The organism is Chromohalobacter israelensis DSM 3043 (genome assembly GCF_000055785.1).
Classification (GTDB): Bacteria; Pseudomonadota; Gammaproteobacteria; order Pseudomonadales; family Halomonadaceae; genus Chromohalobacter; species Chromohalobacter israelensis.
The window spans coordinates 2,547,883-2,565,162 of the sequence record NC_007963.1 but is presented as its reverse complement, the minus strand read 5'-3'; the positions used below and the strand labels follow the sequence as shown (position 1 = coordinate 2,565,162).

The following is a 17,280-nucleotide window of genomic DNA, read 5'->3' as shown; positions in this document are numbered from 1 at the left end:
AAATTGGCTTCAGCCACAAGCTCTCCCAGGTCACCGAGCGGGCGGGCATAGCCCGTCGAGCCACCTTTCCATTGCGTCAGAGAGAGCCTGCGCATGGCGTCACGTCGGCCGTCCGTATTGGCGGCGTGCCAGGCTGCCCCTGGCCGCGTTGAAAACATACAGGGAGCCTTTTCGCAGCAGCCTCGGCGTGTAGTGCTGGCTAAACATATCCCCGAAAACAGAAGTACAGAATCGCCAGCACCTCTGCCCAGCCAAGCAGGAAGCAAAACAGCGGCCAGAGGATTTCCTTCGCGCTCAGCGGGCGCTCGGTGTGGCGATTGCGCACGTAAGGGTCGTTTGGATCAACCCGGCACTTTTCCTCGACCCACTCGGGCCAACGCGGCACGCGGCAGGTCCACTTGGCAATGATGCGGCCGGTGCCTGCCCATGCGATCATTGGGGCTATGACCGCAGCCATGATGGGGCTATCCGCGATAAACCGTGTGGCTTGGACTAAGGAGTTAATAAAACTCTCTCGCTTACCTTCCAGATCCAGTAGGCGCTGATTTACTTGGTAGGCCTGAATATGGCCGTCGGGTTCTTCCATGTAGCGGCGCACCAGCTCCCAGATTTCCAGTGCACCTTGCATGTTCTTTCTTCCTTGGTACTTGAAAAATACTAGGTGGTAAAGCAGGTTGCCCGCGCGATCTTTTACGTAGCCACGGATCTCATCGCGTGCCAAACCTCGGCGATCTTCCGATGCTGTCGATTGGCTCGTGTAGAATTGAATATCGTCCCAGTTCATGGTGACCACGCCCATATCCTGCGACCAGGCATAGACCTTACGATCACGACGATTGAAGCGCATGGGATAGTGGGTTTTGCGGAATAACTCTCTGCGTAATAAGGAGTTAAGTAGCGGAAAGCATACCAACAAGATGATGGCAAGAGAAATTGCAAATAGGATGTATGCAACAATGGGGATTTCCGAACTTTTTTTCACTATGAAATAAATTATTATCGCCAAGCCACAGGCAGATGGAATGCCTCCCATAAGACCGAAAAATGAAGGTACGCCACGAAGTCGATTACCAGCATCCACCACTTCGATAAAAGATGAATTGACTTTCACCACCGCATCGTTAAATTTCGCCTCAATTCCTTCCAGCGCTTTGTCTTTTTTGTTAAGAAAGCCCGTTTTTCCCGCTATTTTCAATAGCCTAGAAGTCGTGCTGGAAAACCCCCAATTCCCTTTGATAAAGAGATTATAAAAATCCTTAGCAGACGGCCGCATTTCAGTCTTCCTCATGAGTGATCGCCTTGAGGCGCTGCATTTCATTTTCCAAGGCAGCATTGCCTGGACTTGGCGCACCGCGTTCTCCAAAAGCGCATTCGGCCAGCCATTCTTGCAAATCGTTTTCCGTGAACCACAAAATGGCGATAGCTGCCGCAATGGCAAAAATGCCAAGAATCCCAGCTATCCACCACAGGGCAATGGTTGAAAACATTCCGGTTAAACCAACACTAATAGAAAATATAGCAATACTGGCACCTATAGTGGATGAGCCGGAAAGTATATATAAGCCCCCTAGAGTCCACTCTCCATCAGCCAGCTTTTCTCCGCCCTCCCATATATCCATCAGCCCAAGAATCACACCTCCCGCCAACCCAAGGAATCGTCCGGCGGCCAGAAGTGCACGCTGCGTACCGATAAAACGTGCCTCAGCGAAGAACACGCCACGCCCATGTTCCAACGTCTTGCCTATCACCTCGGCAGTACCGCTGCCCAAGGCGAGCCCCATACCGAGTAGACGCCCTTGGGCGCGGAGCCCCGCGTCCAGGATGCCGTTCATCTTCCCAAGCTGATCATTCAGACTGGTATAGGCCAACGCCACTCCCACAATGCCTGCCGAAAACTCCAGTTTTTCTCGTCCCGTCAGGCTGATAGCCCTGGATGGCGAAGACGTCTCCGCCATAAAGTCCTCGAGCGGAGTGAGGTCTATCTGGCGCATATCGAAGGTCACCGGGGGTTCCCCATTGACCGTGATGAGCGAGCGCGCCTCGACCCGAACCTTCTGCTGGAACTGGCGCAGCTCATTCTCGCCCCAGTCGGGGTGGATCAGCTTGAGCGGTTCGCGGGTTCGAGATAGGGCTTCCTCGAACGTCACGCTGACTTGGTTGATCTGGACCGAGCCTCCCGAGATCATCCCCAGTGTGAGCAGAAATGGCGTCGGGTTTTGTTCTTTTGCCACGACACTTTGCAGCGGCCCCAGCACATGGCCGAGCATTCTGGCGGGCGAGGCAACCTCATCGGGGTAATCTTCCGTCAATCCAAGATAAGCCGCTATCAACGGCCCCCATGGCAGGGTGGCGGGATTATTGGCTTGCGCGCCAAAGTCGACGTCGCTGGCTGCCATGATCTGCTCGACCAGCCCCTGCTGATTGAGACACATGCCTCTCAGCAGCAGGTTGTCATCGCTGATCTCGCTCGCCGACAGCCATTTGGCATACTGCGTGAAGGCGGGCGCGTAGCTCTGGGTACCCAGCAGCACGAAGGATATGACGGAAACGAAATTGATACCCGACTCTACATTTGCATCATCAAATCGGCTGTTGAGGTAGATCAGCAGCGGATTGCCCGTCAACCAGCTCACATAGGCCGATGCCAGTGGCCGCATGTTGTCTTTATCGTATGCTGACAACTGCGTGCGATAGGTATTTTCCATCCAGTCGTCGGGCTCGCCGGGGCGTAGCTTGTCGCCATACTTGCCCCAGGCATCGTCGGCGGCGTCCTTGAGTTCATTCTCGCTGATATTCCGCAACGTCTCCCTACGAACGCCCTCGACCTCCTGCCGCAACGCAGGGTCTTCTTTCTGCCGTCGCTCGAAATTGGCCTTGATGCTGTGCTCAAACCCCGGATGTCCGCCGGTCTTATCCGCGCCGTAGTAGGTTTCCTTGAGCTGGTTTTCTACGATCTCGTTGGCGCGTTGCTGCCGCGCTCGCTCTCGAAATCCATCGCGCAGGGCATTGACGACACCCGCCGTGACGAAGGGGCGCTTGATCGCTTCCTGCTCGTTGAACTCATTCTCCCGGGCCGCGAGTAGTGAGGCGAGGTCACTGGTCACCCCGGCGGGATCGTCGAGGACGAACAGTGCCGGCGTCATCCCACTTGGCTCGGCCTGTCGCTGTGACCAATCGATGAACCCTTCGACGTCGTCCCGAATCCCGTTGACGGGTGCGAGGCTGTGGCTCAACGCACTCACTTCCGTGCTCTGGGTCGCTTCGCTGCTGCCCGTATCGCTCGATTGGCGTCGTACCCAAGGGAAAGCGGCCTCGGCCACCCGCTCTCCGAGTTCGCTGATAGGACGGGCATAGCCCGTCGAGCCACCTTTCCATTGCGTCAGAGAGAGCCTGCGCATGGCGTCACGTCGCCCATTCGTGTTGGATGCGTGCTCTTTCCACACCCGTTTGGTCCAGCGGTCATCCGAGAAGGCGAGGTAAAGCTCTGTGGCGTCCTGAGCCGCCGGTACCGTAATGCAACGCCCTGGATAGACATGCTCGGGATTGCCGCGGCAGGGGAACTCGTCGTCCTCTACCTGCGCATGGATATCGGCATCGAGCGGTCCCGGCGCGTCAGGGTCGAGGGCCAGCAGCTCGTCATTGGTGACATCGATATAGCGACTGAGAAAGCCTTCATCGGTCACGTAGTAGCCCTGCCAGCGTCCACGAGCCGCATTGAAGACATACAGGAAGCCTTCTCGCAGCAGTCTCAGCGTGTAGTGCTGGCCTCCTGCAAGCGCAATCTGCGAAACGGCATCATCCTCTAGGTCCGCCGGCAATTCGGGGGCGCTAATGCTGACATCATCGCTACGCGCCACGGCATAGCGCACGGGCAGGATCGGCAGGCCGCCACCACCACAGAACCACAGAAGCTGCAATCGGGGCGAGGGCTATCGGCGCTACTCATGTCCGCTCCTTAATTCTGAAATGAGGATGTTCCATTCGGCGTCACGCCATGCGTCCAGATGACCGCCAGTGTCGGATAAGCGCCGCGTCGCTAGCGCAATGAATGGCTCCACCAGGTCTTTCCCGGCCAGGTCCGGCAGATGCATGGCCGCCCGTTCTGCCAGTAATGGCTGATCCTCGGACGATAGGCCCGAGTGCTGCGCGTACCGCAGAGTGTCATCCAGCCACTGGCAGTGGGGCGCGTCCTGCGGCCAGTCGGGTGCCAGCAAGGACAGACGACGCAGACTCCGGTTAAGGTCCGCGAAGCGATCGATACTGGTCCATTGAGCACGAGTCAGTTCCATCCAATCGATGGATGTCGTGACGTCAGGGCGTTGCAACGCATAAGACCGGCCCTGCACATCGAACCAGGACCATTGATCGAGAGGCCCCATCAGCCGCGCCAGCTGCGTCGGCGTCAACAACCATGCCAGATGACGGAAGACGAGAGGATCGTAATAGCGTAACCAGTGATATCGGCGATCATCAGGACGCCGCTGCAATAGCTGGCGACGTAAGTGATGTGTCGTATGCTCAATATCGGCTTTTCCCATCATCAACGCCGAGAAGAACAAGGCCCCACGCTTGCGATAGCGCCGGGTACGTTCGACAAGGTCCTCGCACGTCTCATCTGGCAAAGCGTGAAGCTCGACGAGTTGTGGTAGGCGATGCGCCCGCGCGGGCGCGGGCGACGTTTCCAGCGCCCGAACAGGCAGATCGCGCCAGTCACGTTCGTGCACGACCAAGGGATTGACCACGGCATAATCGAATTCGCGCAGCGCCGCCATCGTCAGGCTGGTGTCGTGCATGCGAGCCGGAGGTGGCTCCTTCAATGCCGACATGGATCAGCCTCCCACGGGCGTGGTGCCTGAAGACGATTTATCGGCGCCCGCGAACTGCTTTTCGCACTCTCCCTCCGGCAATTCGGGCATGGCCGCGTCGAGGCTCGTCGGTCCGCCGAAGACATGCTGTGCGCCCTTGACGTCGATCTTGCCGGGGCCGTGGACGTCGATGTTGCCGCCTTCGATGCGGATATAGCCGCCACCACTGTTCAGTAGAATGCCGTTGGCGGCGTTGATCTCGACCCGCCCCTCGGTGGAGGTGATCTTGACGTCCTTCTCGGCGGTCAACTCCATCGCGTCACTCTGCGCCTGCATCTCCACCTTACCCCGTGCCGCGAATAGCTTGATGCCAGCCTTCTGCACGAACAGCGAGAGCTTCTCGGAAATGGAGGCGACCAGGCTCTTGCCGGTGGCCACGTTGACGTCCTCGCCGCTGGAAACACTCAGCGAGCGGCCCTGGGCCAAGTGAGTCGACTCCGGGGTGCTCAGCGTGATGCCGGCGGGCGAGGCCAGGTGTAGCCAGGGGGCTTTCATGCGCGCCGCTTCACCGCGGCCGCCGCTGTCGGTGGCACCACGGGCGCTGTCCTGCTGGGCATCCGCGAGCTGCTCGCTGTTGCCGTAGGTGTCGTCGGCGTCCTCGCCCGCCTGCTTGAGGTGTGTACGACTGTCGAGGGCCTCGGCGTTATGATCCTGGGCGCTTTGACTCAGCGTGTCGCTGAGCTGGTAAGCGCTGTCGAGCTGCTGCTTGGCCGGGGTGAGGTCGAGCTGGTCACCGCTGGCGCCGAGCTGGCCCCAGCTGGTGAGGTAGAGCCCCTGGTTGGCGCGGATGGCGCCATAGGCGTCGCTGCGCAGCTCGAACCCGGTGCCGCGGAAGGCGCCCCGGGTGTTGCCGGTCTGGTGGATCAGGTAGCCGAGGTTGAGCTGGCTCTTCTCGGCTTCGGAACTGAGACGCACACGCTCCTGGTCGGTGGCGTCGTCGAAGACGAGTTCGTTGTACTTGCTGCCGCGATAGGTCTTGCTCTTGAAGCCCGAGAGCAGGCCATGGCTGTGCCAGTCGGGGGGCTGCTCGCCGTTGTAGACCCGGCCGGTGATCAGCGGCCGGTCGGCGTCGCCCTCGAGGAAGTCGACGAGGACTTCCTGGCCGATGCGCGGCACGAACACGCCGCCCCAGCCGGCACCGGCGTTGGGCTGGGAGACCCGCAGCCAGACGCTGGAGTTCTCGTCATGCTGGCCCTGGCGGTCCCAGTGGAACTGCACCCGCACGCGGTTGAGGGCATCGGTGTGGATCTCCTCGTTGGCGGGGCCGACCACGGTGGCGGTCTGGGGCCCGCCGATCACCGGGCGGCGATGGGTCAGCGGGTGGCGATAGGGCTGGCTGCGCCGCTGGGCCTCGAGATCGACCAGGAAGTGGCCGGTGCCGCCGGTGGCGTAATCCGATAGCCGCTCGCCGGTGGGATCAGCGGTATCACTCTCCAGCCCATGCGCCTGCTTGGCGGCGTCGAGCTGCGGCTGCAGGCTGCCGGGCAGCGCCTGGTGCTGGGTCGAGACCGGCAGCGCGTTCTCGGCGTGGACGGTGACGCCGAGCAGCAGGAACTGGCGTTCTTCCTCGCCGCCCCGGTCGTGCAGCGGGTGCTGGGTGAGTTCGAACCAGCGCCCGGCCTGGAGCTGGCGGGCACCGCCGCTGCCGCGAAAGCGCTTGGCCAGCGATTCATGGGCCTCGAGGCGGTTCTCGGTGAGGCGCTCGCCGCGCTCGAAGCCGTGGTAGTAGTACTCGCCGGCGTAGTCGTAGACCTCGGTCGGCGGCAGGTTGCCCTGATCGCTGAGAGTATCCAGTCCGGTGCGCTTGGTGAGCGAGGGCTGCTTGTAGTCGAAGGTGCCCACGCTGACCCGGGTGGGCTGCTGCTGACGCACGCCGCCCCACTGGTTGAGGGCGTCCTCGGTCTCGGTGGCATCCTGACGATGAAAGCGAATCGCCTGGGGGCTGACGGGCTGGGTGGTATCGACATCGTCGGTAAAGACGATGCGGTGGCCGTCGAAGTCATCGTCATCGCCCGCGAATTCGGTGTAGTAGAAGAGGCCTTCTTCCTCGCAGAGGCGGCTGATGAAGTTCAGGTCGCTCTCGCGGTACTGCACGCAGTAGCTGCGCGCGGGGTAGTCGCGGCGCAGGTCGAAGCGGTAGCGGCCCCTGGCCAGTGCATGCCCCTCGAATACCTGGGTGAGGACATCAACGACGCTGCGGTCCTGGAAGATGCGGCTGTCGCGGCCCAGCGCGAGCATCTTGAGCCACGGCACCAGGGTGAGCTGGTAATAGGTGACGCCGCCATCCTCGCCCAGCAGCGCGGCCTCGGAGACCAGCCCGTGCAGCGGGCGATAGCTGCCGTCGGCCTGCAGGATCGAAAGCCGGGCCGGCTGGGCCAGCAATGTCTTGAGCTCGAGATCGTTCTGCTGGGAGATGCAGTCGAGGGTGTAGGTGAAGGGGGCGCTCACGCGGTCCTCGCCCACCAGGCGATGCGGCAGCAGCGCCGTCCCGGCGACCTCGAGGGTCAGCAACCGCTGCGACTGCGAAAGATCGATATCGAAGCTATCCAGTAAACTGTCCAGCATTGCTAAATCTGCCATGACTCTACCTCGTTGGCTTTGTCGCTAGATGCGGTCTCAGCGCAGGGCATATGCGAACTCCCCCTGAGCGTCGAGGCTGACCGTGAGCTGTTCGATGGATTCACCGCTGGCCATGCGGTCCAGTACCTGCGTGGCGATGGTCGGCATCAGGCTGCCGGAGAGAATGTTGTCGATATTGCGCGCACCGCTGTCGCTGTCGGTGCAGCGCTCGGCGATGGCTTCGATGATCGCCGGATCGTAGTCGAAGTCGGCGCGGTGGTTGTATTCGAAGCGATGCTTGATGCGGTCGAGCTTGAGCCGAACGATGTTGTGCAGAATCTCTTTCTGCACCGGGTAGTAGGGAATGATGTTCAAACGGCCCAAAAACGCCGGCTTGAACACGGCGTTGAGCTGATCGCGCAGGCTGTCGACGATCGCACCCGGGGCGGGCAGGGACTCGGCGCCCAGACACTGCTGCATGATGTCGTCGGTACCGACGTTGGACGTGAGCAGGATCACGGTGTTGCGGAAGTTGATCTCGCGGCCTTCGCCGTCGTCCAGCACGCCCTTGTCGAACACCTGGAAGAACAGCTCCAGCACGTCCGGGTGCGCTTTCTCGACTTCATCCAGCAGTACCACGCTGTAGGGCTTGCGGCGCACCGCTTCGGTCAGCACGCCGCCTTCGCCGTAGCCGACGTACCCGGGAGGTGAGCCCTTGAGGCTGGAGACGGTATGCGCCTCCTGATATTCGGACATGTTGATGGTGATGACGTTACGTTCACCACCGTAGAGAGTATCGGCCAGCGACAGCGCGGTTTCGGTCTTGCCGACGCCGCTGGGGCCGAGCAGCAGGAAGACTCCGATCGGCTTGTTGGGGTCCTCCATCCGGGCCCGCGAGATCGCGATGCGCTTGCCGATCTCGGCCAGCGCATGGTCCTGGCCCAGCACGCGCTCGCCGAGCAGTTCGGGGAGGCGCTGCACGGTGGCGATCTCGTCGCGCATCATCTTGCCGAGTGGAATGCCGGTCCAGTTGGAAATCACCTCGGCGATCACGTTGCCGTCGACATGGCCGTGGACCAGCGAGTGCTCGCCCTGGACCTCGGCCAGTTCGCGCCGGACCTCGCCGATCTGCCGGCTCAACGCGTCGACATCGCCGCTTTGCTGGCCGGCCTCGATGGCTTCGCGTTCCGCTTCCAGCGCTTTGAGGCGCGTCACGATCTCCTGCTCGCGCTCCCAGCGTGCGCGCAGGTCGTCTATCTCGCCCTGGGTCGCGGTAAGCTGTTCGTCGAGCGCGGCCAGCGTTTCGGCGTGATCGCTGCCTTCACGCTGTTCGCGCTGGAGAACGGCAATCTCGCTGTTGAGGTTGTCGACGCGGCGGTAGGCATCTTCGAGCGCCGCCGGCTGCGACGATTGTGCCAGGGCGACCCGCGCGCAGGCGGTATCGAGCACGCTGACGGCCTTGTCCGGCAACTGGCGGCCAGTGATGTAGCGGTGCGACAGGCGTACGGCCTGGACGATGGCGTCATCGAGAATGGTCACCTTGTGGTGGTCCTGCATGCGCTCGTTCAGACCGCGCAGCATGTTGATGGCCACCGGTTCGGCCGGTTCCTCGACCTTGACGACCTGAAAGCGACGGGCCAGCGCGGCGTCCTTCTCGAAGTACTTCTTGAATTCCGCCCAGGTGGTGGCGGCGATGGTGCGCAGCTCCCCGCGTGCCAGCGCCGGCTTGAGCAGGTTGGCGGCATCGCCCTGACCGGCCTGTCCGCCGCTGCCGATCAGGGTGTGGGCCTCGTCGATGAACAGGATGATCGGGTGCAGGCTGCGCCTGGTTTCCTCGATCACGTTCTTGAGCCGGTTCTCGAACTCGCCCTTGACCCCGGCGCCGGCTTGCAGAAGCCCCAGATCGAGCGTGCGCAGCTCGACGTTCTTGAGCGGTGGCGGTACATCGCCGTCGACGATGCGCAGTGCCAGGCCTTCGACCACGGCGGTCTTGCCGACGCCGGCCTCCCCGGTGAGGATCGGGTTGTTCTGGCGACGCCGGGTGAGGATGTCCACCATCTGGCGCACTTCTTCCTCGCGGCCGAGCACCGGGTCGATGCGACCGGCGCGGGCGTTGCCGGTCAGGTCGATGGTGTATTGATCCAGCGCCGGGGTCTTGCTCTTGCCGGAGCGACTGCCTTCGCTCCTGGCGTCCGATGCCTGGCGAGCGCTCTGGCCATCCTCGTTCGCTCCTTCGCCGAGCGGGCGTACGTACTGATCTTCGCTGCTGCCCCCGATCAGGTCATCGAGGTGTGCCTGCAGGTCGTCGACATTGATGCGTTCCAGCTCACGGGCCCCATCGAGCAGTACGCGGCGCAGTTCATCGTCCTTCAGCAATGCCAGCAGCAGGTGGCCGCTGCGAATCTGGGCTTCGCCATGATCGATCGAGGCGATGACCCAGGCACGCTCGATCAGCCGAGTGATGCGTGGCGACAGGGCAGGCGTTCGGGTATTGCCGGTCTTGAAGGTGGACACCGTGTCCTCGAGCTGGGTCGCCAGGCGATCGAGCGACACGTCGTAGTGCCGTGCGATGCGCAGGAAATCGTTGTCGTCGCTGTCGAGCAGCTTGAGCAACAGGTGTTCGATGTCCACGTCGTACTGGCGCTCCGCCAGGCATAGCGCGGCGGCGCCTTCAGTGGCCTCGCGGCAGGGATCGTTGAGTTTGTCGAAGAGGGATTTGAGACTCACGCCGTGGCTCCATCAAAGGGAATGTCGAAGAGTGCATGGCCGTGGGAGACGGCCGGTCGATCACTCGAGTTGAGCCAACCCAGGCGTCCCAGGCTGACGTTGCCCCTCGCGCCCAGCCGGGGGGCAGGAATGCAGTTCTTGTCGAGAATGAGCTCGATCTCGAAATCGAGTTCGATGCCGGCATAGAAGCGCACCAGTTTCAGCAGCTTCTGGTGGGCATCGGTCTCGGGCAGCAACGAACGGTAGGCATCCAGGTCGAGTGGGCCAAAGGTGATCCGGAAGGCCGATTGGTAGTCGCGCACCCGTGTCCCCGCGATGGCGCTTTCGCCAAGCCTGGCGTTGGCCTGTCCGAGCCGGGTGTACTGCGCCGGGTCTAGGCGTATCCAGCGGCCGGAAAATGGCGCGACCCGGCAGGGCAGCTGGAAGGTGTATTCCAGAATCGCCTCGAGGTTGCCGGCATTGCGTGGGCGCTGGGTCAAGAGCCCGGAAAACCAGCTGAACAGGTTGCGTCGCAGCGACGTCGGGTCGTCATCGCGATCGAGCGCTTTTTCCATGGTCTTGGGCGTGAAGCCCACCAGGTGCAGCAGCCAGTCTTCGAAGTCGGCGCTGCCCTTGCGCTCGTATTCGATATGAAAGCGATATTTCTGCCACGCCTCGTAGAAGAGCGCCGTCATGCGGTGCGAGAAGAAATCCATGAACGCATGGGCGGCATCGTCGCGTTTTTCGATATGCCGGTTGATCAGCAGTTCGGTATAGGGGCGCGGCAGGACCCCGGACGGGCCCACCAGCCCCATGAACGTGACCTGGACCTCACTCAGCGGCTCGCCGTTGGCGGAGCGGACCTTGTCGCTCTCGAAGGAGAGGTCACTGATCTCGCTGGGGGGGAAGTTGAGCGAGAGCAGCGAACGAAAACGCAGCGGGTCCTGATGCGGGCGATTTTCGGGATCGATGCGCCCGGTGCGGCTGTAGTGCAGCCGCAACAGGCGCACGAGCTGAAAGAACCCGAATCGCCAGGGCTCCGCACGTGCCTGATCGATCAGACCAGGGGCTGAGTACCGGTTCTCGGTTGCCATTGGGCGACTCGCTGTTCGCGCTGACGAGAGCGCAGGGTGAGTTGAGTGAAGCTGTTGAGGCTGCAGTACTGGCCGAAGAAGTGATCCAGCACCATGCCGAACAGATAGATGCCGCTGCCGGTGAACTGGCTTTCGTCGAGCTCCAGGGTGATGCCGGTGCCACGCACGAAGGCAGGGCGCGGATGGCCGATGCGCGTCATCACCGGTTCGCTGGCGATCGAGGCGATGCCGTTGATCTGCTTGCGAATCGCCGAGGCCTGACGGTAGTTATAGAGTGACAGCAGCTCCATCAGCGCCTCGCGCCCATCCGATACCAGCGACATATGATTGAGCGACAGGTGCGAGATCAGACGCCAGATCACGCCCTTGCCCATGGGCGGGCGGACCGGAGCCGTCGGCTTGCGCAGGCAGCGGATCTGTTGCACGACCTGTTCCCGCTCGAGCGTGAAATCCCCCTGCGGATGACCGAAGGTCATCAACTGGGGGAGGTCGCGATTGCTGCAGGTGAGCTTGAGACTCAGGGTGTCGCGACTGGCGTCCAGCATTTCGAGTTCACGATCGACCACTCGCAGGCGCAGTTCGGTGCCCGGGTCGCGGGCGTTTTCCGAAGCCACGCGGCGCGCGATCCAATAGCTTTGACGTGCTTGCTTTTCACTGTTGCGCGGCTCGAAGAACGGCAGGCACGGGGCCACTTCGTCCTGTGTCGCCGTACGGATCACACGCGTCACCTCATCGATGGAAACGACCTCCGTGGAGCGTGCGTGCCGTACATCCGGGACGACCGGATATTCGTGGCGGGTATGGGTAAGCTTGATCGGTTCGGCTTGCTGCGGAAACAGGTTGACGACCGGGGTGCAGCCAAGACGGAAATTGTGGCGCCCGATGGTCTGTGCGAGCCGTGCCAGCCGCTCGTGCTGGTCGTAGTTCTGGAACCAGAAATGAATCTGGATCTGCGTCACCGGCTTGCCGGCGAGCGGGCGTGCCAGACCATTCAGGTCGAAGAACAGAAACTTCTCGGGAAAGGTGAAGTATTCGTGGAGCAGCCGGTAGCCCAGAAACGATCGTTCGGAGTAGTCGATCAAGCCTTCGTCATGACCGAAGCCGACCGGGGTGATCGCATCCGGCGCCAGCCCGATTTCGCGCTGCTGGCCGGCATCGACGAAGCTGACCGAGATACGCGCCACATTGTTGAACAGCAGCTCGTAGAGTGGATGCATCAGACTGCCTTCGCCATCGAGAAAGATGCGCAGGCGATCCATGTCGAGCTTGCCGAAGTCGGTGTTGCCGAGACTGTCCAGCGTCAGGCTGAGCCTGGCCACGTTATCGTTGCCATGGGCGTTGAACGATGAGCGCTCCAGCCGGGAGAGTTCGGCACCGCTCATTGCCACCGGCCAGACATCCACCGGATAGCAGGTGCGAAAACGGCAGAAAGTATCCCCGACCGGCCGCGAGTGCAGTGCGGTATGCCGGGGCAGGTGATAGGCCCCCGTCAAGGAGGTCTGTGCGCCGGGATCGAATTCGACGATCGACAGCGCCGGTGTCGGGCGTAGATAGTGCGGGTAGAGCACGTCGAGAAAGGATTCGACGATCTCGGGGAAGTCATCGTCGAGTTTCTTGTGCACACGGGCACTGAGGAACGCGAACGATTCGATCATGCGCTCGGCATGGGGATCTTCACAATCGTCCCCCTCGAGCAGCAGACGCGAGGCGATCTTGGGATACCGTTGAGCGAACTCCTGCCCCAAGAAGCGCAGGTGCGAGAGTTCCTTCTCGTAATAGGGAAGCAGGTCGTCGAGCATCAGATCAGGTTCTGCACCTTGTATTGACGGGTATTGACTTGCAGGACGGCATCGAAGGCGACGCGCTGACTCGCTTCACTCAGCGACAGCACCGCTTCGATACGAAACTGAAGTATCCGGTCGTGGCTGTCCTGGTTGAGCAGCTGCACGTGAACGCTGCTGAAACGTCTGTCTCCTTGCTCGATGGTGCGCTCGAGCTGCCGCTGGATCAGTCGCCGATCCTCGGTGCTGCGCACGCCACGACTGATGAAGTCAGGCAGTCCGTAGTCGAGCAACGTGCCCTGCAGCGTGGGCCAGGCATCGAGCTCTTCCGCCACCAGCTCCCGCCGTGTGTTGACCAGCAGCTCCAGATCCCTTACCACCGACTGCTTGTAATCCGCCAAGGAGCAACGATGGCCGGGCTGCACTTCGCTCGAGTGCTGCGGGGCATCGTCGAGTAGACGATCGAGCAGGGTGGGGATCATCTGCAACGATTCGCTCATGAACACTCCTTGTCGTACGAGACGGCAGGCGGCTTTGATGTCGGACGAACCGACCGACGCTTCTCACCAGGGCGATACGGGCACCGGCGCGATGACCGGTGCCCACGATGCCGGCGCTGGCTTCAGGAGCCTCGCGTCGACTGCGGCAGTTCGGAAACCAGGCGCAGTGATGCGGTCAGCTCGTCTAGCTGATAGTGCGGACGCAGGAAGGTGACCGCCTTGTATGAACCAGGCTTGCCGGGCACCTCGGCGACTTCCACACGTGCCTCACGCAACGGGTATTGAGCCTTGGCTTCCTGGCCGGCGTTGTCGTCCAGCAGCACGTACTGCGACAGCCACTCGTTGAGATAGTCCTCGACGTTCTGGCGGGACGCGAAGCTGCCGACCTTGTCGCGCATGATGGCTTTCATGAAGTGGGCGATACGCGAGGTGGCGAAGATGTACTGCAGCTGCGAGGAGAGGCGCGCGTTGGCGTTGGCCACATCGGTGTTGTACTGCTTGGGCAACTGCGCGGACTGGGTGCCGAAGAACGCCGCATAGTCGGTGCCCTTGCAATGCACCAGCGGGATGAAGCCCAGGTCGGACAACTCCTTTTCGCGACGGTCGGTGATCGAGATCTCGGTGGGGCACTTCAGCGCCACTTCACCATCGTCGGTCTGGAAGGTGTGGGTCGGCAGGTCCTCGACCAGACCGCCACCTTCGACACCGCGGATCGCGACGCACCAGCCGTACTTGGAAAATGCATCGGTGACGCGGGCGCCCATGGTATAGGCGGCGTTCATCCACAGGTACTTGTGGTGGTCGCGACCGTCGACGTTCTCGGTGAAGTTGAATTCTTCCACCGGGGTGGTGTCCTCGCCGTAGGGCAAGCGGCCCAGTACGTGGGGCAGGGTCAGGCCCACGTAGCGCGCGTCTTCGGAATTGCGGAACGACTTCCACTTGGCATACTCGACGGTGTCGAAGATCTTCGACAGATCGCGCGGGCCGGTCATGTCGGTGAAGGAGTCCCAGCCGAACAGCTCCGGCGAGGCCGAGGAGATGAAGGGGGCGTGTGCGGCAGCCGCGACATGAGAGACCTGTTCCAGCAGATACATGTCCTGCGGGTGGCGGCCGAATTCGTAATCTCCGATCAGCATGCCGTAGGGGGCGCCGCCGAAGGTGCCGTACTCTTCTTCGTAGACCTTCTTGAACAGCGCGCTCTGGTCGAACTCGGACGCCGACTTGAGGTCCTTGACCAGGTCCTTCTTGGACGCATTCAACATGTGGATTTTCATGTTGGTGCTGGTCTCGGATTGATCGGTCAGATATTTCAGACCGCGCCAGGAAGCCTCGAGTTGCTGGAACTCGCTGGCGTGCATGACTTCATTGAGCTGATCGGACAGCAGAGCATCGATTTCCGCGATACGCGAGTCGAGGACCGCGATCAGGTCCTTGCTCGGCGTGACTTCGCCTTCGAGCACCTGGTTGACCAGCTCGTCGATCAGGTCGCGGGTCCGGGTGCGCTCGGTTTCCGAACGCGCCACGCGGCTTTCGGAAATGATGCTGTCCAGCAGTGATGTTTCCGGTGCGAAAACTTCCTGGCTGTCGGTCTGAGATGTCTTGTCGGTCTGATTGTCGGCCATGAGAACCCCCGTTATTCCTTTTCGTCCTGCGGTTTCGCAGCCGCTTCCCGACCCAGCTCTTCGCCCAGGGTCTGCAGCTTGTCGGTGTTCTGAAGAACGTCCATCAACAGTTCTTCGAGCTTGTCGTTGCCGCCCATCTTGTTGCGCAGGTCTGCCAGCTTGTTGCGAACCTCGAGCAGCTTGCGCAACGGCTCGACCTGGCGCACGACCTCCTGGGGCTCGAAATCTTCCATTCGCTTGAAGTTGAGCTCCACCGGAAGCTGCGAGCCGTCGTTGGCGAGCGTGTTGTCGACGCGATAGCTCAGTCGCGGCTTGATGCCCTTCATGACGCTGTCGAAGTTGTCACGGTCGATGTTGACGAACTTGCGGTCCTTCAGGCGCGGCAGCGGCTCGAGCGGGTTGCCCGAATAGTCGCCCATGACACCGACCACGAACGGCAGCTCCTTCTTCTCGATGCTGTCGCCGATCTCGACGTCATAGGTCAGGTGCACACGGGGTGCCCTCACGCGGGAAAGTTTGTGCTGGGTGCTTTCGTTCTTGGCCATGCAAAGATCCTCTTTCGATATAGTGAGAGCGTGGTGGAGTCGAGTACTCGTGTCTGTCAGCGGGACGTCGCTTCTCGAAGCGCTCGCATCAATCGTTCACGCAGGTCGTCCTGCATCGCGTCGATGGCATCTTCGGCGATGAGTTCTTCGAAGCTGTCATTGCCGGCGATTTCGGTGCTGTGACGAATGACCTCGTCTGCCGGCAGGGTCGAGGTGACCGGAGAGCTGATGACGCAAAACGGCAGGTTGCCGAAGTCGTCGAGCTGCTGAAAGCTCACGGGAAAACGCAGCCCCTTGAGCAAGCGGCCCAAGCCCGGTGCTCGGCTCAGGCAATGGAAGAGCATCAGGTAGTGGACCACGAAGCGATGCAGTTCCGAGCCGCTGCGATTGGGGTCCTGTATCACCTGACGAAACCGGCCGAGGTCGAACGAGGTGTATCCCACGACCCAGCGAGCTGGGCTGGTGACGCGTATCGTGCTGCCATCGGGTAGTGCGTGATCGTACTCGAGGGGGAAGAGATCAGGCGTCGAGCTGATGATGTTGAGCGGGACCTCGAGCTCATTGATCAAGTTGAAAGGGCGCCGGGCCGCATGCTCGTCGAAGAGCGTGCGGAATTCCTTGAAGTGGTGCTGAGTCTCTCGACCGCTTCCCTTGGGGGCCCCTTGCAGGTATTCGCCAAACAGGGGTTGCGGCCGCACCAGCGGCGCCAGTGTTGTCAAGTAGTCGGCGGCCTGGGCCTTGAGCAAATCGGATACGGCTCGCGTCTGTTTGCGCGAGCGAATGAAGCTATCTATATCGAAAGACTGCGTCATGGTTGATTCCTGAGGCGATCCGTGCTCTGAAGTCCTGTCCGATTAATAATCGTTGACGGCCCTTTTTCGATAGCCGCTATCGACTGGATACCAGGCAATACACAATCACGAGCAAGCATATCGACGCTCGTCTAATCACCGCATGTGGTGTGTAAGCGGCACTTCAGTGATGCACTATTGGTTTTGTAGGTCATCTCTTACAAAAGGGGCTGAACCAGTTCATGCATTACCTTAGCATAAGTCGTTGCTTATCCGTCACTGTCTTCGAGACTCTCGTTATTCGTATCGCTGGACGATAGAGACAGTTCTGGTGTCATGCGACGCAGCAAGATGCTCTCTCCTTCGTCATTGGTAAGTGGGCTGCCTTGTGAACCCAGTGGCTGCAAGTCGCCATTGTCACGAGGGATGTAGACGCGGGCGGTGCCGTTCTCGGGTTGCAGTACGTAGATCCGCCGTTGGAAGTCGGCAATATCGCGACTTTTCGTCCAGTTTCCCCAGCTTGTGTCGACACGTTCGCCGCCGGGTGCATCTAGTCGCACCTCGTGAAGGTAGAAGCCGTCAGGCTCTCTGGTAACGGTGTTGCGCTTCAATACGAGTGTCGTGTCGATGCCGCTGCAGTCATCGCAAGGCAAGGTACCTTCGAACTTCACGGTGGGCGGTACATAGTCCACCTGTGTCTGCGGTGCGCCCGCGCAGGCGGTAAGTGAGAGAGAGATGAGTACCGGCAGGTGGCGATGCATGAGTTTTGTCATCTTGTATCTCGTTTGTAAATAAATGTAGCGACATAAGGAAATGT

General features: G+C 61.1%; 12 protein-coding genes. All 12 read right to left on the bottom strand.

Features of this window, described 5'->3' with window-relative positions:
- Positions 1 to 199: 199 nt before the first annotated feature.
- On the bottom strand, positions 200 to 1,288 hold the full coding sequence (locus tag CSAL_RS11585) for a DUF6708 domain-containing protein (RefSeq protein ID WP_148266829.1): 1,089 nt from the start codon (positions 1,286 to 1,288) through the stop codon (positions 200 to 202).
- Entirely contained in the window at positions 1,275 to 3,917 is a 2,643-nt protein-coding gene (locus CSAL_RS11580; RefSeq protein ID WP_011507572.1) for a T6SS effector BTH_I2691 family protein, read from the bottom strand. The genes CSAL_RS11585 and CSAL_RS11580 overlap by 14 nt, the downstream gene beginning before the upstream one ends.
- A gap of 21 nt (positions 3,918 to 3,938) precedes the next feature.
- Complete coding sequence (locus tag CSAL_RS11575) at positions 3,939 to 4,826, bottom strand: DUF4123 domain-containing protein (RefSeq protein ID WP_011507571.1); 888 nt, start codon at positions 4,824 to 4,826, stop codon at positions 3,939 to 3,941.
- Between the two features lie 3 nt (positions 4,827 to 4,829).
- Positions 4,830 to 7,445: a type VI secretion system Vgr family protein gene (locus tag CSAL_RS11570; RefSeq protein WP_011507570.1), complete on the bottom strand. Its 2,616-nt coding sequence runs from the start codon at positions 7,443 to 7,445 to the stop codon at positions 4,830 to 4,832.
- Between the two features lie 36 nt (positions 7,446 to 7,481).
- Positions 7,482 to 10,151, bottom strand: a complete 2,670-nt coding sequence (tssH, locus tag CSAL_RS11565) for a type VI secretion system ATPase TssH (RefSeq protein ID WP_011507569.1) — start codon at positions 10,149 to 10,151, stop codon at positions 7,482 to 7,484.
- Positions 10,148 to 11,224, bottom strand: a complete 1,077-nt coding sequence (tssG, locus tag CSAL_RS11560) for a type VI secretion system baseplate subunit TssG (protein WP_043558467.1) — start codon at positions 11,222 to 11,224, stop codon at positions 10,148 to 10,150. The genes tssH and tssG overlap by 4 nt, the downstream gene beginning before the upstream one ends.
- Positions 11,188 to 13,023 carry a type VI secretion system baseplate subunit TssF gene (gene tssF, locus CSAL_RS11555; protein ID WP_011507567.1) on the bottom strand — a complete coding sequence of 612 codons (1,836 nt, stop codon included), beginning with the start codon at positions 13,021 to 13,023 and terminating at the stop codon, positions 11,188 to 11,190. The genes tssG and tssF overlap by 37 nt, the downstream gene beginning before the upstream one ends.
- Positions 13,023 to 13,505 carry a type VI secretion system baseplate subunit TssE gene (gene tssE / locus CSAL_RS11550; protein ID WP_011507566.1) on the bottom strand — a complete coding sequence of 161 codons (483 nt, stop codon included), beginning with the start codon at positions 13,503 to 13,505 and terminating at the stop codon, positions 13,023 to 13,025. The genes tssF and tssE overlap by 1 nt, the downstream gene beginning before the upstream one ends.
- A gap of 122 nt (positions 13,506 to 13,627) precedes the next feature.
- Positions 13,628 to 15,127, bottom strand: a complete 1,500-nt coding sequence (gene tssC, locus CSAL_RS11545) for a type VI secretion system contractile sheath large subunit (RefSeq protein ID WP_011507565.1) — start codon at positions 15,125 to 15,127, stop codon at positions 13,628 to 13,630.
- 11 nt (positions 15,128 to 15,138) lie between these two features.
- Positions 15,139 to 15,672, bottom strand: a complete 534-nt coding sequence (tssB, locus tag CSAL_RS11540; RefSeq protein ID WP_011507564.1) for a type VI secretion system contractile sheath small subunit — start codon at positions 15,670 to 15,672, stop codon at positions 15,139 to 15,141.
- A 56-nt stretch (positions 15,673 to 15,728) separates the two neighbouring features.
- Positions 15,729 to 16,484 carry a hypothetical protein gene (locus CSAL_RS11535; protein ID WP_011507563.1) on the bottom strand — a complete coding sequence of 252 codons (756 nt, stop codon included), beginning with the start codon at positions 16,482 to 16,484 and terminating at the stop codon, positions 15,729 to 15,731.
- 248 nt (positions 16,485 to 16,732) lie between these two features.
- The gene (locus tag CSAL_RS11530; RefSeq protein WP_043558464.1) at positions 16,733 to 17,236 is read right to left on the bottom strand and encodes a copper resistance protein NlpE N-terminal domain-containing protein; all 504 of its coding nucleotides are present in this window, start codon (positions 17,234 to 17,236) and stop codon (positions 16,733 to 16,735) included.
- Positions 17,237 to 17,280 lie beyond the last annotated feature (44 nt).